The sequence below is a fragment of the Kitasatospora sp. NPDC090308 genome (assembly GCF_044769485.1).
Taxonomy (GTDB): Bacteria; Actinomycetota; Actinomycetes; order Streptomycetales; family Streptomycetaceae; genus Kitasatospora; species Kitasatospora fiedleri.
On the sequence record NZ_JBIVXY010000017.1, the window covers coordinates 17,618 to 36,048 of the forward strand.

At 75.8% G+C, this 18,431-nt stretch carries 16 protein-coding genes; 13 read left to right on the forward strand and 3 right to left on the reverse strand.

What is annotated here, in order from left to right; genetic code table 11:
• Window positions 1-65: 65 nt before the first annotated feature.
• The 4 genes from rimO (at window position 66) to ACIQVD_RS29275 (ending at window position 3,367) form a co-directional block, all read left to right on the forward strand.
• Window positions 66-1,547 carry a 30S ribosomal protein S12 methylthiotransferase RimO gene (gene rimO, locus ACIQVD_RS29260; RefSeq protein WP_402292219.1) on the forward strand — a complete coding sequence of 494 codons (1,482 nt, stop codon included), beginning with the start codon at window positions 66-68 and terminating at the stop codon, window positions 1,545-1,547.
• The gene (gene pgsA, locus ACIQVD_RS29265; RefSeq protein WP_400690283.1) at window positions 1,544-2,176 is read left to right on the forward strand and encodes a CDP-diacylglycerol--glycerol-3-phosphate 3-phosphatidyltransferase; all 633 of its coding nucleotides are present in this window, start codon (window positions 1,544-1,546) and stop codon (window positions 2,174-2,176) included. Before rimO ends, pgsA begins: the two co-directional genes overlap by 4 nt.
• Window positions 2,169-2,681, forward strand: a complete 513-nt coding sequence (locus ACIQVD_RS29270; protein WP_402292220.1) for a CinA family protein — start codon at window positions 2,169-2,171, stop codon at window positions 2,679-2,681. Before pgsA ends, ACIQVD_RS29270 begins: the two co-directional genes overlap by 8 nt.
• Before the next feature lie 317 nt (window positions 2,682-2,998).
• Window positions 2,999-3,367 (forward strand): helix-turn-helix domain-containing protein, encoded by a 369-nt coding sequence (locus ACIQVD_RS29275; protein ID WP_030457965.1) that lies wholly within the window; start codon window positions 2,999-3,001, stop codon window positions 3,365-3,367.
• 334 nt (window positions 3,368-3,701) lie between these two features.
• On the opposite strand, the gene ACIQVD_RS29280 is transcribed toward ACIQVD_RS29275, so the two are convergent.
• Window positions 3,702-8,333 carry an ATP-dependent helicase gene (locus ACIQVD_RS29280; RefSeq protein ID WP_402292221.1) on the reverse strand — a complete coding sequence of 1,544 codons (4,632 nt, stop codon included), beginning with the start codon at window positions 8,331-8,333 and terminating at the stop codon, window positions 3,702-3,704.
• A 149-nt stretch (window positions 8,334-8,482) separates the two neighbouring features.
• Here ACIQVD_RS29280 and ACIQVD_RS29285 point away from each other — a divergent pair, with 149 nt between their 5' ends.
• Genes ACIQVD_RS29285 through ACIQVD_RS29305 form a run of 5 tightly spaced genes read left to right on the forward strand, consistent with a single transcriptional unit; the run spans window position 8,483 to window position 13,333 of the window.
• Window positions 8,483-10,120 (forward strand): S8 family serine peptidase, encoded by a 1,638-nt coding sequence (locus tag ACIQVD_RS29285; protein ID WP_400690291.1) that lies wholly within the window; start codon window positions 8,483-8,485, stop codon window positions 10,118-10,120.
• A 42-nt stretch (window positions 10,121-10,162) separates the two neighbouring features.
• Window positions 10,163-10,357 carry a DUF3046 domain-containing protein gene (locus ACIQVD_RS29290; protein ID WP_100840424.1) on the forward strand — a complete coding sequence of 65 codons (195 nt, stop codon included), beginning with the start codon at window positions 10,163-10,165 and terminating at the stop codon, window positions 10,355-10,357.
• 34 nt (window positions 10,358-10,391) lie between these two features.
• Window positions 10,392-11,825, forward strand: coding sequence for an AI-2E family transporter (locus ACIQVD_RS29295; protein WP_400690295.1), 1,434 nt, complete (start codon window positions 10,392-10,394; stop codon window positions 11,823-11,825).
• 57 nt (window positions 11,826-11,882) lie between these two features.
• On the forward strand, window positions 11,883-12,419 hold the full coding sequence (locus ACIQVD_RS29300) for a SigE family RNA polymerase sigma factor (protein ID WP_402292222.1): 537 nt from the start codon (window positions 11,883-11,885) through the stop codon (window positions 12,417-12,419).
• 35 nt (window positions 12,420-12,454) lie between these two features.
• A complete protein-coding gene (locus tag ACIQVD_RS29305) occupies window positions 12,455-13,333 on the forward strand; it encodes a hypothetical protein (protein WP_402292223.1) in 879 nt (292 codons plus the stop codon).
• 56 nt (window positions 13,334-13,389) lie between these two features.
• Here ACIQVD_RS29305 and ACIQVD_RS29310 read toward each other — a convergent pair whose 3' ends face one another.
• On the reverse strand, window positions 13,390-14,355 hold the full coding sequence (locus ACIQVD_RS29310; RefSeq protein ID WP_402292224.1) for a zinc-binding dehydrogenase: 966 nt from the start codon (window positions 14,353-14,355) through the stop codon (window positions 13,390-13,392).
• Between the two features lie 79 nt (window positions 14,356-14,434).
• Between ACIQVD_RS29310 and ACIQVD_RS29315 the strand changes: the two genes are divergently transcribed.
• Entirely contained in the window at window positions 14,435-14,965 is a 531-nt protein-coding gene (locus ACIQVD_RS29315; protein WP_402292225.1) for a MarR family winged helix-turn-helix transcriptional regulator, read from the forward strand.
• Between the two features lie 151 nt (window positions 14,966-15,116).
• Here the strand turns inward: ACIQVD_RS29315 and ACIQVD_RS29320 are convergent, their stop codons facing one another.
• Window positions 15,117-15,560: a MarR family winged helix-turn-helix transcriptional regulator gene (locus ACIQVD_RS29320; RefSeq protein WP_400690307.1), complete on the reverse strand. Its 444-nt coding sequence runs from the start codon at window positions 15,558-15,560 to the stop codon at window positions 15,117-15,119.
• Between the two features lie 135 nt (window positions 15,561-15,695).
• Here ACIQVD_RS29320 and ACIQVD_RS29325 point away from each other — a divergent pair, with 135 nt between their 5' ends.
• The 3 genes from ACIQVD_RS29325 (at window position 15,696) to ACIQVD_RS29335 (ending at window position 18,393) form a co-directional block, all read left to right on the forward strand.
• Window positions 15,696-16,088, forward strand: coding sequence for a nuclear transport factor 2 family protein (locus ACIQVD_RS29325; protein ID WP_400690309.1), 393 nt, complete (start codon window positions 15,696-15,698; stop codon window positions 16,086-16,088).
• Between the two features lie 207 nt (window positions 16,089-16,295).
• On the forward strand, window positions 16,296-17,411 hold the full coding sequence (recA, locus tag ACIQVD_RS29330) for a recombinase RecA (protein WP_402292226.1): 1,116 nt from the start codon (window positions 16,296-16,298) through the stop codon (window positions 17,409-17,411).
• 4 nt (window positions 17,412-17,415) lie between these two features.
• Window positions 17,416-18,393 (forward strand): regulatory protein RecX, encoded by a 978-nt coding sequence (locus tag ACIQVD_RS29335; RefSeq protein WP_402292227.1) that lies wholly within the window; start codon window positions 17,416-17,418, stop codon window positions 18,391-18,393.
• The last annotated feature ends 38 nt before the right edge of the window (window positions 18,394-18,431 follow it).

Genomic DNA, 18,431 nt, shown 5'->3' on the forward strand with positions numbered 1-18,431 from the left:
GCCGAAGCGAACCGCGCGCCCTCCGGAGGGAACTCCACCGGGGGGCGCGCGTTAATCTTGGCGTCATGCCTGAAACCCGCACTGTCGCCCTGGTCACGCTCGGATGCGCCCGCAACGAGGTCGACTCCGAGGAACTCGCCGGGCGACTGGAGGCCGACGGCTGGCGGCTGGTGGACGACGCCAGCGAGGCCGACGTCGCCGTCGTCAACACCTGCGGGTTCGTCGAGGCCGCCAAGAAGGACTCCGTCGACGCCCTGCTGGAGGCCAACGACCTCAAGGGGCACGGCCGCACCCAGGCCGTGGTCGCCGTCGGCTGCATGGCCGAGCGCTACGGCAAGGAACTCGCCGACGCCCTCCCCGAAGCCGACGGCGTGCTCGGCTTCGACGACTACGCCGACATCTCCACCCGCCTGAACACCATCCTCTCCGGCGGCCACGTCGAGGCCCACACCCCCCGCGACCGCCGCAAGCTGCTCCCGCTCACCCCGGTCGAGCGGCAGGCCGCCGCCGCCGAGATCGCGCTGCCCGGCCACGGCGCCCCCGCGGACCTCCCCGACGGCCTGGCCCCCGCCTCCGGCCCGCGCACCCTGCGCAAGCGGCTGGACGACGCCCCGGTCGCCTCGATCAAGCTCGCCTCCGGGTGCGACCGCCGCTGCTCGTTCTGCGCCATCCCGGCCTTCCGCGGCTCCTTCATCTCCCGCCGCCCCGGCGACGTGCTGGGCGAGGCCGTCTGGCTGGCCGGACAGGGCGTGCGCGAGGTGGTCCTGGTCTCCGAGAACAACACCTCCTACGGCAAGGACCTCGGCGACATCCGCCTGCTGGAGACCCTGCTGAGCGAGATCGCCGCCGTCGAGGGCATCGAGCGGGTCCGGGTCAGCTACCTCCAGCCCGCCGAGATGCGCCCCGGCCTGATCGACGTGATGACCGGGACCGACAAGGTCGTGCCCTACTTCGACCTGTCCTTCCAGCACTCCGCGCCCGCCGTGCTGCGCCGGATGCGCCGCTTCGGCTCCACCGAGCAGTTCCTCGGCCTGCTGGAGACGATCCGGGCCAAGGCCCCCGGGGCCGGCGCCCGCTCCAACTTCATCGTGGGCTTCCCCGGCGAGACCGAGGAGGACTTCGCGGAGCTGGAACGGTTCGTCACCCACGCCGGCCTCGACGCCATCGGCGTCTTCGGCTACTCCGACGAGGACGGCACCGAGGCGGCCGGCTACGACGGCAAGCTCGACCAGGACGTCGTCGACGACCGCGTCGCCCGGCTCTCCAAGCTCGCCGAGGAGCTCACCGCGCAGCGCGCCGAACAGCGGGTCGGCAGCGAGGTGACCGTGCTGGTCGAGTCGGTCGAGGACGGGGTGGTCGAGGGCCGGGCCGCCCACCAGGCCCCGGAGACCGACGGCCTGACCACCCTGCTCGGCGTCCAGGACGCGGTGGTCGGCCGGTTCTACCGGGCCACGGTGACCGGCACCGAGGGCGTCGACCTGGTCGCCGAGGCCGTCGAGGCCATCGGGGCCGTCGAGGTCCAGCAGCTCGCCGGAGCCGACGTATGACGAAGGGGCCGGGCGCCCCGGCCGCCACCCGGCCGACCCCGGCGGCCGTCCCGCCGCAGCCCGGCGTGTGGAACATCGCCAACGTGCTGACCATGTTCCGGCTGGTGCTCGTCCCGGTCTTCGCCGCGCTGCTGTTCGCCGACGGCGGCCACGACCCGAAGTGGCGGGCCCTCGCCTGGGCGGCCTTCGCCATCGCGATGATCACCGACGTCTTCGACGGCGCGCTGGCCCGCAGCAAGGGCCTGGTCACCGACTTCGGCCGGATCGCCGACCCGATCGCCGACAAGGCGATCATGGGCACCGGCCTGATCGGCCTGTCCCTGCTCGGCGACCTGCCCTGGTGGATCACCGTGGTCATCCTGGCCCGGGAGATCGGCATCACCCTGATGCGGTTCTGGGTGATCCGCTACGCCGTCATCCCGGCCAGCCGCGGCGGCAAGGTCAAGACGCTCGCCCAGGGCACCGCGGTCGGCATGTACGTCCTGGTGCTCACCGGGCCGCTGGCCACCGCCCGGGCCGTGATGATGGGCGTCGCGGTCCTCCTCACCCTGGCCACCGGCCTCGACTACCTGCTCCAGGCCGTCCGGCTGCGCCGCGAGGGCATCGCCCGGGAGCGCCGCGGTGGGTGAGCCCGGCACCGCGGTGGGTGAGCCCGGTACCGCGGCGGCGGCCCGGGCGCTGGCCGCGCTGCGGGCCGACGGCGCCACCCTGGCCGTCGCCGAGTCCCTCACCGGCGGGCTGCTGGCCGCCGCCCTGGTCGGCGTCCCCGGGGCCTCCGCGGTCTTCCGGGGCTCGGTCACCGCGTACGCCACCGACCTCAAGTCCGCCCTGCTCGGCGTCGACGAGGGCCTGCTGGACGTGTACGGCCCGGTCCACCCCGTGGTGGCCCGGCAGATGGCCGAGGGCGTCCGCCGGCTGCTCGGCGCCGACTGGGCGCTGGCCACCACCGGCGTGGCCGGGCCCGAGCCGCAGGACGGGCAGCCGGTCGGCACCGTGTACGTGGCCCTGGCCGGACCGGCGGGAACAGAAGCGCTCCCGCTCCGGTTGTCGGGTGGGCGTGACACGATCCGGCAGGGGTCGGTGGACGCCGCGCTGGAGCTGCTGCTGCGGCGCCTGGCGTCCCGCTCCGGCTGAGCTTCGCCGAAAGACCCGGTGCGGCGGGCCGAAAACCCGGGAACCCACCGCACCCGCCGGGGGAACGTGTTACACCGGATGCTCCGGCCGGGCGGGGCCTCGCCGGGAGGCACGTCCGTCGACCCGGCGTCGACCGCGCGTCCGGAGCCGGACATCTGCCCGTCACGGGTGGTTCGACGGCCCCGGCGGGGAAGAAACAGGGAGGGGGCGCCTTGCAGCCCAGAGTGAACACGACCCCGGTCCCGGCACGGGATGCTGGCAAGGCGGTACGGTGGGGTCGTGACATCTCGATCCGCAGTCCGAGGAGGGAGGCACCGATGATTCTGCTCCGTCGCCTGCTGGGCGATGTGCTGCGTCGGCAGCGCCAGCGCCAGGGCCGCACACTCCGCGAGGTGTCGGCAGCCGCCAGGGTTTCGCTCGGGTACCTCTCCGAGGTCGAGCGGGGTCAGAAGGAGGCGTCCTCCGAGCTGCTCTCCGCCATCTGCGACGCGCTCGACGTGCGGATGTCGGAGGTCATGCGGGAGGTCAGCGACGAACTGTCGCTCGCCGAACTTGCGGCGATGGCGACACTCTCGGAGGGTGATCTGCTGAGGCCGGTGCTCGAACCGGTTCCGCTGCCGGCACCCGGCGTCGACCGGTCCGGGTCCATCTCGCCCAAGGCGGCGATGGACGTGGTGGCGGCCTGACCGGACCTCGTCCGCCCCGCCACCGCGGGGCGCCGGGTGAAGGAGGGCCACGATGCGGAGTGCGCGCAGTGCGCTGCTGCTCGGTGCGACGGCACTGGTCGGTCTGGGCCTGATACTGCTGCTGAGGGGCGGCACCGCGATACACGGCGGTGCCGCCCTCGGCATGCTCGCGGCCGGATGGTGGGGGGCCGGGCTGATCCCGGTGCACACCAGACTGGTGCCGGAACCCGGGAAACGGGGGGAGACCCCGGACGCCGGGAACCCCCCGCCGCCGGGGCCGCCCGGGGCGGGGAGCCCTCCCTCGGACGGGTGAACCGCCCGCACCCCGCCCCCGCTACCTGAGCCGGTAGCCCTTCGGAGTGGGGTGGAAACCGGCCGTTTCCAGGTGCCCGCCCAGTGGGCTGGTGAGGGCCGGGTGGCCGTTGACGCGCTCGATGGTGAGCGGCCCGGCCAGCCCGGCCAGCGCCGCGGCCAGCGCGGGGCCGTCGCCGGACCAGGCGAGCAGGGACTTGCCGCCGCGCTCCAGGTAGAGCACCAGCTCGCCGTCGACCAGGGCGACCAGCGAGCCCGCCTTGCGGCCGGGGCGGTGCGCGGCGGCGGTGTCCGCGGGCGGCTCGGGCCAGGGCAGGGCCGCGCCGTACGCGTTGGCCGGGTCGGCGGCGGCCAGCACCACGGCCTGCGGGGCCTGGTCGGGGGCGGCGGCCGTCCACTCGGTGGCCGCCGCCCGCTCCAGCCGGGAGCTGACCGAGCGCAGCCGGTCGGCGGCGCCGGCCATGGCGAACTGGGCGCCGCCCAGGCCCTCGACGAAGTAGCCGCGGCGGGCCTTGCCGCGCTCCTCGAACGCGGACAGCACCCGGTAGACGCCCGCGAAGCCGCCGGGCACCCGCTCGGCGGCCACGGTGCCGCGGGTCAGCACGCCGTGCCGGTCGAGCAGGGCCTGCGCCCGGGCGGCGGCCCGCACCGTCGGGTCCCCGTCGAGGGCGGGCAGCAGCGACCAGCGGCCCACGGTGGTCGGCGGGCCGGTGCGGGCTGCGGGGCGGGCCGGGCCGCGCCCCGCGCCGCCGTAGCGGCCGCGCGGGGTGGTGCGCGGTGCGCGGTGCGCGGTGGCCCCGGCGGTGCGGCCGGAGCCGAGCAGGCCGCGCAGCGGGGCCAGGGTGTCGTTGGTGACGTACCCGGCCCAGACCAAGTCCCACAGGGCGTCGGCGATCTCGGCGTCCGGGGTGCCGGGGACGCGCTCGGCGAGCTGGCGGAAGAACGCGCCGTAGCCGCCGGTGAGCGCCTCCAGCAGGGCGGTGTGCACCGGGCCCGGGGTGAGCGGCAGCGGCTCGGGGCGCAGCAGGTGGGCGTTCTCCGGCAGGTGCAGGCTGATCCAGCCGTCCTTGCCGGGCAGCGCGCCCGCGCCGGACCAGCCGATCTCGCCGGCCGCCGTCAGCTCGTCCAGCAGGGCGGGGGAGTAGTCGGCGAGCCGGGCGGGCAGCACGAGCTTCTCCAGGGCGGAGGCGGGCAGCGCGGTGCCCTGGAGCTGCTCGACCACCCGGTAGAGGCCGTCGGCGCCGCGCAGCCGGTGGCCGGCCAGGTGCTGCCACTGGGGGAGGAACGCGGCCAGCGCCCTGGCCGGGACGGCCTCCACCTCGTGGCGCAGGGCGGCCAGCGAGCGGCGGCGCAGGCGGCGCAGCACCTCGGTGTCGCACCACTCGGGGGCGGCGGCCGAGCCGTCCGGCCTGAACTCGCCCTGGACCAGGCGGCCGGCGGCGGTGAGGCGGTGCAGGGTGCCGGTGACCACGGCGGTGCCGAGGCCGAAGCGCTCGGCGGCGTCCTGCGCGGTGAACGGGCCGTGGGTGCGGGCGTGCCGGGCCAGCAGGTCGCCCAGCGGGTCCTTGACCGGCTCGGTGAACGCCTCGGGGACGCCGACCGGCAGCGGGGTGCCGAGGGCGTCGCGCAGCCGCCCGGCGTCCTCGATCGCGGCCCAGCGCAGCGCGCCGCCGATCCGGACCTGGATCGCCCGGCGGGCGGCCTCCAGCTCCAGCGCCCACAGCGGTTCGGCGCCGCGCAGGCCCAGTTCGGCCTCGGAGAGCGGGCCGAGCAGGCGCAGCGCGTCGGCGACGCCCTCGGCGTCCTTGATCCGGCGCTCGGGGGTGAGCCGCTGGAGCTCGGCCTCCAGGTCGGCGAGGACCTGCGGGTCGAGCAGTTCGCGCAGCTCGGCCTGGCCGAGCAGCTCGGACAGCAGCCGGGAGTCCAGCGCCAGGGCGGCGGCGCGGCGCTCGGCGATCGGGGAGTCGCCCTCGTACAGGAACTGGGCGACGTAGCCGAACAGCAGGGAGCGGGCGAACGGGGACGGCTCGGGGGTGGTGACCTCGACCAGCCGCACCGCGCGGGACTCCAGGTCTCCCATCAGCTCGACCAGGCCGGGCACGTCGAACACGTCCTGCAGGCACTCGCGGACGGCCTCCAGGACGATCGGGAAGGAGCCGTACTCGGCGGCCACCTCCAGGAGTTGGGAGGCGCGCTGGCGCTGCTGCCACAGCGGGGTGCGCTTGCCGGGGCTGCGGCGGGGCAGCAGCAGGGCGCGGCCGGCGCACTCGCGGAAGCGGGCGGCGAACAGGGCGGAGCCGCCGACCTGGTCGGTGACCAGCTGCTCGATCTCGGCGGCGTCGAAGACCGCGGCGTCGGCGCCGACCGGGGCCTCGTCGGCGGGCGGGGCCGCACCGGGGGGCGGGGTGGCCGAGGGGAAGTCGCCCAGCAGGTCGGCGTCCGGCAGCCGCAGCACGATGCCGTCGTCGGCGTGCATCACCTGCGGGTCCAGGCCGTGCTTCTCGCGCAGCCGGGCGCCGATGGCCAGCGCCCACGGGGCGTGCACCTGGGCGCCGAACGGGGAGTGCACGACGATCCGCCAGTCGCCGAGCTCGTCGCGGAAGCGCTCGACCACGATGGTGCGGTCGTCGGGCAGGTGGCCGCAGGCTTCGCGCTGCTCGGCGAGGTAGGCGAGCAGGTTGGCGGCGGCCCAGTCGTCCAGGCCGGCCGCGCGCAGCCGGGCGGTGGCCGCCGCCGGCTCCAGGGCGCCGAGCTCGCGGACGAACGCGCCCAGGGCGCGGCCGAGTTCGAGCGGGCGGCCGAGGGTGTCGCCCTTCCAGAACGGGAGCCGGCCGGGGACGCCGGGGGCGGGGGTGACCAGCACCTTGTCGTGGGTGATCTCCTGGATGCGCCAGGAGGTGGTGCCCAGGGTGAAGACGTCCCCCACCCGGGACTCGTAGACCATCTCCTCGTCCAGCTCCCCGACCCGGCCGCCGCCCTTCTTGCCCGCCTTCGAATCGGACCCGGCCGCGCCCGCGATGAAGACGCCGAACAGGCCGCGGTCGGGGATGGTGCCGCCGGAGGTGACGGCCAGCCGCTGGGCGCCGGGGCGGCCGGTGACGGTGCCCGCGACGCGGTCCCAGACCAGGCGGGGGCGCAGCTCGGCGAAGGCGTCGGACGGGTAGCGGCCGGCCAGCATGTCCAGGACGCCGTCGAACGCGGACCGCGGGAGGGTGGCGAACGGGGCGGCCCGGCGGCACAGCGCGAGCAGCTCGTCGACGTCCCAGACGTCCAGCGCGGTGATCGCGACCAGCTGCTGGGCCAGCACGTCCAGTGGGTTGCGCGGGACGCGCAGGGCCTCGATGGCGCCCGCCCGCATCCGCTCGGTGACCACGGCGGACTGCACCAGGTCGCCCCGGTACTTGGGGAAGAACACGCCGCTGGAGACCGCGCCGACCTGGTGCCCGGCCCGGCCGACCCGCTGCAGGCCGGAGGCCACCGAGGGCGGGGACTCGACCTGCACCACCAGGTCGACGGCGCCCATGTCGATGCCCAGCTCCAGGCTGGAGGTGGCCACCACGGCGGGCAGCCGGCCGGCCTTCAGCTCCTCCTCCACCAGCGAGCGCTGCTCCTTGGACACCGAGCCGTGGTGGGCCCGGGCCAGCAGCGGCGGGGCGCCCGCGACCGCCCCCGAGCCGCCCATCAGCTCGGCGGGGGAGTGCGCCTCGGGCAGCGGGGCGCCGGTGGCCCGCTCGTAGGCGATCTCGTTCAGCCGGTTGCACAGCCGCTCGGCCAGGCGGCGGGAGTTGGCGAACACGATGGTCGAGCGGTGCGCCTGCACCAGGTCGACGATCCGCTCCTCGACGTGCGGCCAGATCGAGCCCTGCCGCTGCGGGTCGGTCTCCTCGGCCGGGGCGGCGGGCAGGTCGGCCAGGTCCGGGACGGGGACCACCACGGACAGGTCGAAGCGCTTGTCGCCGGCGGGCTGGACGATCGCCGCGCCGCGCTGCGGGCTGAGGTAGCGGGCGACCTCCTCGACCGGGCGGACGGTGGCGGACAGGCCGATCCGGCGGGCCGGGCGCTCCAGCAGCTCGTCCAGGCGCTCCAGGCTGAGCGCCAGGTGCGCGCCGCGCTTGGTGCCGGCCACCGCGTGCACCTCGTCCAGGATCACCGTGTCGACGCCGCGCAGGGCCTCCCGGGCGGCGGAGGTGAGCAGCAGGAACAGCGACTCGGGGGTGGTGATCAGGATGTCCGGCGGCTGGGTGGCGAAGCGGCGGCGGTCGGCGGCCGGGGTGTCGCCGGAGCGGATGCCGACCCGGACTTCGGGCTCGGGCAGGCCGAGCCGGACGCTGGCCTGCCGCAGGCCGGCCAGCGGGGCCCGCAGGTTGCGCTCGACGTCGACCGCGAGTGCCTTCAGCGGGGAGACGTAGAGCACCCGGCAGCGGCGCTTCGGGTCGGCCGGGGGCGGGGTGGCGGCCAGCCGGTCCAGCGCGGAGAGGAAGGCCGCCAGCGTCTTGCCGGAGCCGGTCGGGGCGACCACCAGCACGTCCGTCCCGAGCCCGATCGCCGACCAGGCCCGGGACTGCGCCTCGGTGGGCGCGGCGAACGCCCCCGTGAACCAGGCCCGGGTGGCCGGGGCGAAGCCGTGCAGCGGGTCAGCGTCTGAGGAGGCCATGACCCCATGGTGCCCCGACACGCTGACAGGTCACGGAACGGTCACCGTCTGACCCAACCCCGTGAAGCAAATCGTACAAATCGCTCATATGGTGAGGAACCGGACCCGATCCCGGTGTCCGGCCCTGCCTGACGAGCGGAGAGCGTGCGATGGAGCAGGTGAGCCAGGCCCCCGGCAGCACCCCCGCCCCCCGCCGGCGCCGCAGCGTCCGGGTGCTCGGCGCGACGCTGCTCACCGGACTGCTGCTCGGCGGCGCCGTCCCCTACGTCACCGGCACCGGCGACACCTACCTCAGCTACCTGGTGCTGGACGAGCGCACCGACGCCCGGGGCGCCGAGCACGCCGGCGACCAGGCCCGGGCGGTCGGCGGCAAGGTCGTCCAGGACTACCCGCAGATCGGCGCGGTGCTCGCCTACGCCGGGCCCCGGTTCGCCGAGAAGCTGCGCGGACGGCCCGGGATAGCCGCCGTCGGCGCCACCCGCACCGTCCCGGTGCCCTCCCCGCCCCGGCCGCTGGCCGGCGCCGCCTTCGACACCGGCACCGGCACCGCCGCCGGCGCCCGGCCCGGCGCGCTGCCGCTCGGGGACGCGGAGCGGGCCGCCGCGCGCGGCACGACGGGCCCGGGGGCGGCCGTCGAGACGGTCGAGGGGGCCGACGACTCCACCGCCACCGTGCCCGACCCCGGCGAGCAGTCCGACTGGAACCTCGCCATGATCGGCGCCCTCGACCGCCCCGCCGGGCGGGGCGCCGCCCTGCTGCGCCCGCCGGTCGCCGACCGGGCCGGCCCGGCCTCCGCCGACCGGGCCGGCGCGCTGCCCACCGCCCAGCAGCTGTCCAAGGTCACCGTCGCCGTCCTGGACTCCGGCGTCGACGACACCCACCCCGACCTGCGGGCCGCCGTCGACCCGGCCGCCTCCGCGTCCTGCGCCGACGGCCGCCCCGACTCCCGCAGCGGCGCCTGGCGGCCCGACGACGCGATCAACGAGAGCGGCCACGGCACCCACGTCGCCGGGATCGTCGGCGCCGCCCGCGACGGCCACGGCGTCACCGGCGTCGCCCCCGGCGTGCGGATCGCCGCCGTCCGGCTGCTCGGACCGCTCGGGCAGTACTACACCGAGAACATCGTCTGCGGCATGCTCTGGGCCGCCGACCACGGCGCCCGCGCGATCAACGACAGCTACTTCGCCGACCCGTGGAAGTACAACTGCCCCGAGGACGCCGACCAGGCCGCGCTGGCCGCCGCCGTCGGCCGGGCCGTCGCCTACGCCCAGCGCAAGGGCGCCGTGGTGGTCGCCTCGGCCGGCAACGACGGCCAGGACCTGAACGCCGGACGCACCGACCAGCGCAGCCCCAACGACCGCACCACCGGCCCCCCGGACGACCGGCAGCTCGGCACCGAGTGCATCCGGCTGCCCGGCGAACTGCCCGGCGTGGTCACCGTCACCGCCGTCGACCGCAACGGCCTGCCCGCCGGGTACAGCAACTACGGGCGCGGCAAGGTCTCCGTCGCCGCCCCCGGCGGCGACCCCGACGGCGGCACCCAGGGCGCGATCGTCTCCGACTGGCCCGGCGGCCGGTACGCCGCGCTGGCCGGCACCTCGATGTCCGCCGCGCACGTCACCGGCGCGGTCGCCGTGGTCGCCGCCCAGCACCCCGACTGGAGCCCCGACCGGATCGCCGCCGCGCTGGCCCTGGCCGCCGACCGGGGCTGCACCACGACCCTGCCGCTCGGCTGCCAGGACCGCGACTTCTACGGCGCCGGCCTGCTCACCCTGCCGACGGGCTGACCACCGCCCGGGGCGGGCGGCCGGTGCCCGATACTGGGGCGCATGAGGCTGACCGAGTTCTGGCGACGGATGCACGAGCACTTCGGCGAGGCGTACGCGGAGTCCTTCGCCCAGGACCACGTGATGGGCGAGCTCGGCGGCCGCACCGTCCGGCAGGCGCTGGACGCCGGGTGGGAGGCCAAGGACGTCTGGCGGGTGGTCTGCGCCACGCAGGGGGTGTCGCCGCAACTGAGGTGAGATTATTCGCGCCGGAGTGGGTGAGACTGTCCCGGTGGCGAGCAGCGCAGAGAACCCCGACCCGACCGGCGACCCGGCCCCCGACACCGCGCCCGGCACCACGGCCCGGGCGGCCGACGCGGTGGAAGCCGCCGACACCGCGAGGGCGGGCACCGGGAGCCCGGGCGCCGAGGGGGCGGACACGGTGGCCGCCCGGCTGCTGCGCCGGGCCGAGCTCGGCGGCGGCGCGATGCCCCGCTGGCTGCCCAGGGCACTGCTGCTGGCGCTGCTCGGGGTCGGGCTGTTCCAGCTCGCCGACTGGGCCTTCCACCAGCTGATCGACCTGTTCGTGATGCTGCTGGTGGCGTTCTTCCTGTCGCTGGCGATGGAGCCCGCCGTCGACCGGATGGCCGCCCGGGGGGTGCGCCGGGGCCTCGGCACCTTCCTGGTGTTCATCGGCCTGTTCATCGCCGCCGCCGGCTTCCTGGCCTCGCTCGGCACCCTGCTGGTCGACCAGATCACCCAGATCGCCGGGAAGCTCCCGCAGCTGCTCCAGGACCTGATCAACTGGATCAACCACACCTTCCACACCGACCTGTCGCTCGACCAGCTCCAGCACCAGGTGCTCAAGGACTCCGGGACCATCGAGAAGTACGCCCAGCAGGCCGCCGACAACGTCTGGGGCGTCACCGGCACCGTCATCGGCGGGCTGTTCCAGGCGTTCACCGTCGGCCTGTTCACCTTCTACTTCACCGCCGAGGGCCCCCGGGTGCGGCGCACCGTCTGCTCGCTGCTGCCGCCCTCCAAGCAGGGCGAGGTGCTGCGGGCCTGGGAGATCGCGCTCGCCAAGACCGGCGGCTACCTCTACTCCCGGGCGCTGCTCGCGCTGATCTCCGCGCTCGCGCACTGGGCGTTCTTCGCGATCATCGGGCTGCCGTACGCCGCCGCGCTGGCCGTCTGGGTCGGCGTCATGTCGCAGTTCGTGCCGACCATCGGCACCTACCTGGCCGGCGCGCTGCCGGTCCTGGTCGGGCTGACCGTGCGGCCGGTGGACGCGCTGTGGGTACTGGCCTTCGTGACCGTCTACCAGCAGATCGAGAACTACCTGCTGCACCCGCGGATCACCGCGAAGACGGTCGACGTGCACCCCGCCGTCGCGTTCGGCGCGGTGATCGCCGGGGCCGCGCTGCTCGGCGCGGTCGGCGCGCTGATCGCCATCCCGGTCGCGGCCACCCTGCAGGGCTTCGTCGGGACGTACGTGCGCCGCTACGAGGTCGAGGACGACCCGCGGATCGACCACGGCGAGGAGCGGCGCGAACGGCGGCGGCACACCGTGCGGCGGCTGCGGCGGATGGTGTCGGGCGGCACGGGGCGCTCGGGTGGCTCCGGCGGCGCGGGTGGCTCCGACGGCGCGGGTGGTTCGGGTGCGGACGGTGCCGGTGGGGGCCGGTCGGACGGGGAGCGGCGGGAGGAACCGCCGGGGGAGTGACCGGGCGGGTGAGCGTTTCGCACCTCCTCCGGGCTCCGGACGGGTGAGGAGGTGTTCATGGGAGAAGAGACGCGGAGCGGCCCGGAGCAGGATTTCCGGGCGTTCATCGTGGGGGCGTGGCCCTGGCTGCTGCGGACGGCGTACCTGCTGACCGGCGACCGGCACGCGGCGGAGGACCTCGCGCAGTCCGCCGCGGAGCGGACCTGCGCGGCCTGGACGAAGGTCCGCCGGGCCGACGACCCGCACAGCCACGTGCGCCGGATCATGGTCGACCAGCACGCCCGCCGCTGGCGCCGCCGGCCCCCGGAGGTGCTGGTGGAGGCCGTGCCGGACACGGCCGGGCCCGAGGACGGGTACGTCAGGTCGGACCAGCGCCGGGAGCTGATGGCGGCCCTCGCGACGCTGCCGGCCCGGCAGCGGCAGGCCGTGGTGCTGCGGCACCGGGAGGACCTGAGCGACAGCCAGGCGGCAGCGGCGATGGGGTGCTCGGCCGGGGCCGTGCGCAGCCACGCCGCCAAGGGGACAGCCCGGCTGCGGGAGACCGCGGGCCTGGGGCAGTCGAAGGACATGACACGGATCGGGGGTGCGGTGTGACCACGGGTGGCGACGGAACGCGGGGGGACGGCGAGATGTGGGTCGAGCTCGGGCTCGCCGGGGCCGCGGCGCAGGTGCCGATCGGGCCGGTCCCGGTCGAGGGCGTCGAGGCCGGGGGACGGCGGATCCGCCGGCGCCGCCGGACCGCGGTCGGCGCGCTCGCGCTGGCCTCGGTGGTGGTCCTGGGCGGCGGCGCGGCGGCCGGACCGCACGCCGGACCGGCCGGTGCGCGCACCCCGCAGTCGACCGGCCCGGCCGGCACCGGGGGCGACGGCGGCCCGGCCGCCGCGTCCCCGTCGGCCGTGTCCTCGTCCGCGGCCCCCCGGGACCCGCTCACGCCCGTCCGGGCGGTGATCGGGCAGGGCGTCGTGGACGGCAAGGAGTGGAAGCTCTGGGAGGCGCTCTGGCCGGTCGCCCCGCAGGGGCGGGCGTACGAGCAGGCGGTCGCGGTCTGGCAGGAGCGCAGCGCCGTCGACCCCTCGCCGGACCGGCCCACGGAGGCGTACGTCCAGCAGTACCGGCAGCCGAACGAGGACGTCGTCAACACCTGCGCGACCCTGGACGGGGTCCGGCAGAAGTACGACGAGCAGGGCGGCTACCCGGCCCCCGGGCACCTGGAGCCGGGGACGGGCACGACCTTCAGCGGCGGCATGATGGCGGCCCGGACCAAGGGCGACCACCCCGGGCCGCTGCCGGTCGCGCTCGCCGTGATGGCGTTCGGCCCGGACATCGCCAAGGTGGTGGTGACCTGGGACGACGGCACCGCCTCCGAACCGCCGCTGGTCACCGTCGGGGACTCCCCGTACCGGCGGACGGTGGTGCCGGAGCAGGGCGGGAAGCGGGCCGTGTCCTGGCAGTTCTTCGACAGGGCCGGCGCCGAGGTGCCGAACGCCGGGGAGGACATGCTGAGTTGAACCCCCGCGGCCGGTGCCCCGCGGAGGCCGGGCGCCGGCCGTGCGCGGGTGGGCGGTCAGGGCAGCAGGACGGTGCGCACGCCCGGGGCCTCGGGGGCGGTCCACACCGTCTCCACGTCGGCGAGCGGCGCGGTCCGGGCGGGGACGGTGAGTCGGCCGTGGTCGATCTCCTCGATCAGGGAGGGCAGTTCGGCCAGGTAGGCGCGGGTGGAGACGGCGCCCTGGCCGTTGCCCTGGAGGCGCAGGTCGGCCGAGCGCAGCAGGACCGAGGGCAGGTCGAGCGAGGGGCCCGCCACCGAGCCGATCTGCACCCAGTCCAGCGCCCGGCTCCGGTCCGACCTGGCCCGCAGCAGGGCCGACATCGCGGCGGCGGCCGGCTCGCCCCACAGGTAGTCGAGCACCACGTCCACCTCGGCGGCGGCCTCCGCCAGGGCCGCTGCGGTGGCGTCGGCGTCGGCGGTGAGCGCGACGGTCGCGTCCGCCCCCAGGCCGGGCAGGGCCGCCAGCCGCTCCGGATCGCGGCCGGCGCCCACCACCCGGCCGGCCCCGAGGCGCCCGGCGACCTGGACCGCCATCCGCCCGGCGTTGCCGGTCGCGCCCAGCACCAGGACCGACTGCCCCGGTCGGAGCGGGACGCGGCGGCGCAGCGCCACCCAGGACGACATCGCGGGGTTCATCGCGGCCGCGATCCGCACCGGGTCCGTGCCCTCGGGCAGCGGGATGCTGCGGCGGGTGTCGATGACGGTGCGGGTGGCCATCGGGCCGACCAGGTCGTCGTCGGCGACGAAGTACACCGCGGTGCCGTCCGCGCGGCGGCCGACGCCGTCGACGCCGGGGACCAGCGGGAGCCGCCCGGTGCTGGTGTAGTGCCGCCCGGACGCGCCGGTGCGCACCCGGGGGTGCAGGCCGACGGCGAGGACGTCGACCAGCGCGTGGTCCTCGTCGGTCGGCGCCGGGAGGTCGAAGGGGCGGTAGCGGGGCGGGCGGTCGAACGAGTCGACGACGGCGGCGCGGATCTCCACGGGGTTCCTCCAGGGGTTGGTTTGTGCCACGTACCAAAAGTAGTACGTGGCGCAAACCTTTTCAACTATGATCGGGCCCATGACTTCCTCCGAGGGCGCCCGGCCCGACTCCGCCTCCGCCCCTGTTTCCGTTGCCGCCTCCGCCTCCGCCTCCGCCTCCGTGGCGGACCTCGGCCTGGTCGACGGGCTGGCCCAGCTCACCTTCCTCGTCCACGGCGCCCTGGCCGAGATCGCGGCCCGGCAGGACCTGTCGATGATCCAGGTCCGGCTGCTCGGCGTGCTCCGCGACCGCGAGCCCGCCATGCGGGAACTGGGCCGGCTGCTGGGTCTGGACAAGTCCTCGGTCACCGGCCTGGTCGACCGGGCGCAGCGCCGCGGCCTGGTGGTCCGCGAGGCCAGCGCCACCGACCGCCGCTCCTACCGGGTCTCCGCCACCCCCGCCGGGCGGGAGCTCGCGGAGCGGGTCGCGGCGGAGTTCGCCGAGCGGATCGACGCCTTCGCGGCGGCGCTGACCGGGGACGAGCGGCGCCTGCTGGCCGGACTGGCCACCCGGGTCGTCGCGGCGGACGCCCACCGGCACGGCGTCGACCTGCGGACCGGGGGGAGCTGAGCGGTCCGGCGGGTGGCGGTGGTGGGGCTTGGGTCGGGGGCCGCGCCTCGGTGGGCGTCGAGGCGGGGCCGGGCTCCGGCGGGCGCTGAAGCGGGGCCCGGGGTCGGGCTGTCGGGCGGGGTCCGCGGCCGGGCGGGGGGTGCCGGGCGGGTCAGGCGAAGGGGCCCTCGGTGGTGAAGCGGCGCAGCTGGCGGGCGAAGTCCTCGGCCTCGCCCGGCGGCCAGTCGGCGAGGCCCTCGGTGATGCGTTCGGTCAGGCGGCGGCGGAGTTCCGCGACGGCCCGTTCGCCCTGCGGGGTCAGGACCAGCAGGTGGGCGCGGCGGTCGGCCGGGTCCGGCTCGCGGCGGATCAGGCCCGCCTCCTCCAGGCGGGAGGCCCGGCGGGTGGTGCCGGAGCGGTCCAGCCCGATCTCGGGCGCCAGGTCGGCGGCGCTGTGCGGGCCGGTGCGGGCCAGTGCGCTGAGGACCGGGTAGGTCAACTCGTCCAGGGCCGGCCCCAGGCCCTCGGTCAGCTGCCGGTGCAGCCGGACCCGGGTGGTGCGGCGGAGCAGGACGCCGAGTGCTTCGGCGATGGCGGTGCCCGTGTCGTTCTCCATGCCCACCAGATTAGCGTGCGCGGCGCACGCTTTTTCGGCCCAGATGCGTGCGCCGCGCACGCATCTGGGCTAGAGTCCTGGAAGAAGCGTGCGCCGCGCACGCATTTCGATCCGCATCGACGGAAGGACCCCGCCATGACCCGCACCGGCATCGAGGCCGCGCTCACCGACCTCCTGCTCGACCGCGACCTCACCGTCGCCGAGGCCGCCGACCGCCACTTCACCCCTGACTACCGCCAGCGCACCGACGGCGAGTGGGCCGACCGCGCGCAGTTCGTCGACCACATCGCGCACCTGCGCGGCGTCGTCGCCGGGGGCCGGTTCGAGGTCCACGAGGAGCTGCGCGACGGCGACCGCTACGCGGACCGGCACACCGCGCACCTGGTCAAGACCGACGGCTCCACCGTGAGCATGGAGGTCTACGTGTTCGCCGACCTGGCGGCGGACGGCCGGTTCCGCCGGATCGAGGAGACCACCCTGCTGCTGGAGGGGGCCGAGGCCGACCGGGGCATGGGCAGCGCCCGTTGAGTCGGTCCGGGTCCGCGCCGCGCCGCACCGGGCGGCGCGGCCCCGGAACGGGCGGGTGAGGTGCGACACTGGAATCGAACAGATGTTCTTTGTACTCTTCGGCGCGGAGTTTTCCACAGGCCGAGCCCGTCCGGGGCCGATTGTCGGTGGGACGCGCTAGCGTCGGTGACGATGAAGCGCACAGGACAGAACCCGAGGGTGGAAGCCATGGCAGGAACGGACCGCGAGAAGGCCCTTGAGGCCGCACTCGCCCAAATCGAGCGACAGTTCGGCAAGGGCTCGGTGATGCGCCTCGGCGAGAAGGCGAACGAGCCGGTCGAGGTGATCTCCACCGGATCCACCGCCCTCGACGTGGCGCTCGGCGTGGGCGGCATCCCGCGCGGCCGGGTGGTCGAGATCTACGGCCCCGAGTCCTCCGGCAAGACCACCCTGACCCTGCACATCGCCGCCAACGCGCAGCGGGCCGGCGGCACCGTCGCCTTCGTCGACGCCGAGCACGCGCTCGACCCCGAGTACGCCAAGAAGCTCGGCGTGGACACCGACGCCCTGCTGGTCAGCCAGCCGGACACCGGCGAGCAGGCGCTGGAGATCACCGACATGCTGATCCGCTCCGGCGCGATCGACCTGGTGATCATCGACTCGGTGGCCGCGCTGGTGCCGCGCGCCGAGATCGAGGGCGAGATGGGCGACTCGCACGTCGGCCTCCAGGCCCGGCTGATGAGCCAGGCGCTGCGGAAGATCGCCGGTGCGCTGAACCAGTCGAACACCACCGCGATCTTCATCAACCAGCTGCGCGAGAAGATCGGCGTGATGTTCGGCTCGCCGGAGACCACCACCGGTGGGCGCGCGCTCAAGTTCTACGCCTCGGTCCGCCTCGACATCCGGCGGATCGAGACCCTGAAGGACGGCACCGACGCGGTCGGCAACCGCACCCGCGTCAAGGTGGTCAAGAACAAGGTCGCCGCGCCGTTCAAGCAGGCCGAGTTCGACATCCTCTACGGCGTCGGCATCAGCCGCGAGGGCGGCCTGATCGACATGGGCGTGGAGCACGGCTTCATCCGGAAGTCCGGCGCCTGGTACACCTACGAGGGCGACCAGCTCGGCCAGGGCAAGGAGAACGCCCGCAACTTCCTGCGCGACAACCCGCAGCTGGCCGACGAGATCGAGGCCAAGATCAAGGGCAAGCTGGGCATCGGCCCGAAGTCGCCCGTCGCCGAGGGCGAGGGCGAGGCTCCCGCGGCGGAGGTCCCGGCCGTGGTCCCGGCCGCGGCGGCCCCCGCGAAGGCCGCGGCCAAGAAGACGGCGGCCGCTGCCAAGAGCTGATCCGTTGACACGCCACCAGCAGCACGACCACCCGGCACCGGGTCCGTCCGAGGACGGGCCCGGTGCGGGCGTTCCCGGGGACGCCGGCGACCACGGGAGCGGGGACGGCCCGCCGGACTGGTTCGCGGCCGTCGCGGGGGAAGAGGAGGAGCCGGCGCCGGAGTCGGACGGCCCGCCGGACTGGTTCGCGGCGGCGGCCGGGGAACCGGCCGCTCCGGTGGGGGAGTTGCCCGGGCTGGTGCGGGCGTCCGAGCTGCCCGGGGGCAGGCGGCGACGGCGCAGCGCGCTGGGGGAGCTGCCGGCCGCGGAGCCGGTGGCGGCGGAGCGGCCGCGGGCCCGGCGGCGCACCAAGGCCGAACGCGGCGAGACCGAACGCGCGGAGACCGGGCGCGCGGGGGGCGAACGGACCGGCGACGGGGAGTCGCGGTCGGGACGGCGCGGGCGGGCGCGGGCCGTCGAGCCGGTCGGCGATCCGGCGGACCGGGCCCGGGACATCTGCCTGCGGCTGCTCACCGGGGCCGCCAAGTCCCGCAAGCAGCTGGCCGACGCGCTGCGCCGCAAGGAGATCCCGGACGAGGTGGCCGAGCAGGTGCTGTCCCGGTTGGAGGAGGTCGGGCTGATCGACGACGCCGCCTTCGCCGAAGCCTGGGTGGAGTCCCGGCACGCGGTGCGCGGGCTGTCCCGGCGGGCGCTGGCCCAGGAGTTGCGGACCAAGGGCGTCGTCGGGGAGGCCGCCGAGCGGGCCCTGCTCCAGGTGGACGCCGAGGACGAGTCGGAGGCCGCCCGGGCGCTGGTGGCCCGGAAGTTGCGCTCCACCGCCGGGCTGGACCGGGACGTCCGGACCCGGCGGCTGGTCGGGGTGCTGGCCCGGCGCGGCTACGCCGAGGGCCTGGCGTTCCGGGTGGTCCGGGAGGCGCTGGACGCGGAAGGCGCCGACGGTGCGGAGGAGGGTGCGGAGGACTGGGCGGACGCGGACGACTGACCACGGGTGCGGGGCGCGGGACGCGGGGCGAGATGTGG

Bases quoted from the DNA above. Each gene is read 5' to 3' on its own strand.
- rimO (WP_402292219.1), top strand. From the start codon at position 66: ATGCCTGAAACCCGCACTGTCGCCCTGGTCACGCTCGGATGCGCCCGC.
- pgsA (WP_400690283.1), top strand. From the start codon at position 1,544: ATGACGAAGGGGCCGGGCGCCCCGGCCGCCACCCGGCCGACCCCGGCG.
- ACIQVD_RS29275 (WP_030457965.1), top strand. From the start codon at position 2,999: ATGATTCTGCTCCGTCGCCTGCTGGGCGATGTGCTGCGTCGGCAGCGC.
- ACIQVD_RS29280 (WP_402292221.1), bottom strand. From the start codon at position 8,333: ATGGCCTCCTCAGACGCTGACCCGCTGCACGGCTTCGCCCCGGCCACC.
- ACIQVD_RS29285 (WP_400690291.1), top strand. From the start codon at position 8,483: ATGGAGCAGGTGAGCCAGGCCCCCGGCAGCACCCCCGCCCCCCGCCGG.
- ACIQVD_RS29290 (WP_100840424.1), top strand. From the start codon at position 10,163: ATGAGGCTGACCGAGTTCTGGCGACGGATGCACGAGCACTTCGGCGAG.
- ACIQVD_RS29300 (WP_402292222.1), top strand. From the start codon at position 11,883: ATGGGAGAAGAGACGCGGAGCGGCCCGGAGCAGGATTTCCGGGCGTTC.
- ACIQVD_RS29305 (WP_402292223.1), top strand. From the start codon at position 12,455: ATGTGGGTCGAGCTCGGGCTCGCCGGGGCCGCGGCGCAGGTGCCGATC.
- ACIQVD_RS29315 (WP_402292225.1), top strand. From the start codon at position 14,435: ATGACTTCCTCCGAGGGCGCCCGGCCCGACTCCGCCTCCGCCCCTGTT.
- ACIQVD_RS29320 (WP_400690307.1), bottom strand. From the start codon at position 15,560: ATGGAGAACGACACGGGCACCGCCATCGCCGAAGCACTCGGCGTCCTG.
- ACIQVD_RS29325 (WP_400690309.1), top strand. From the start codon at position 15,696: ATGACCCGCACCGGCATCGAGGCCGCGCTCACCGACCTCCTGCTCGAC.
- recA (WP_402292226.1), top strand. From the start codon at position 16,296: ATGGCAGGAACGGACCGCGAGAAGGCCCTTGAGGCCGCACTCGCCCAA.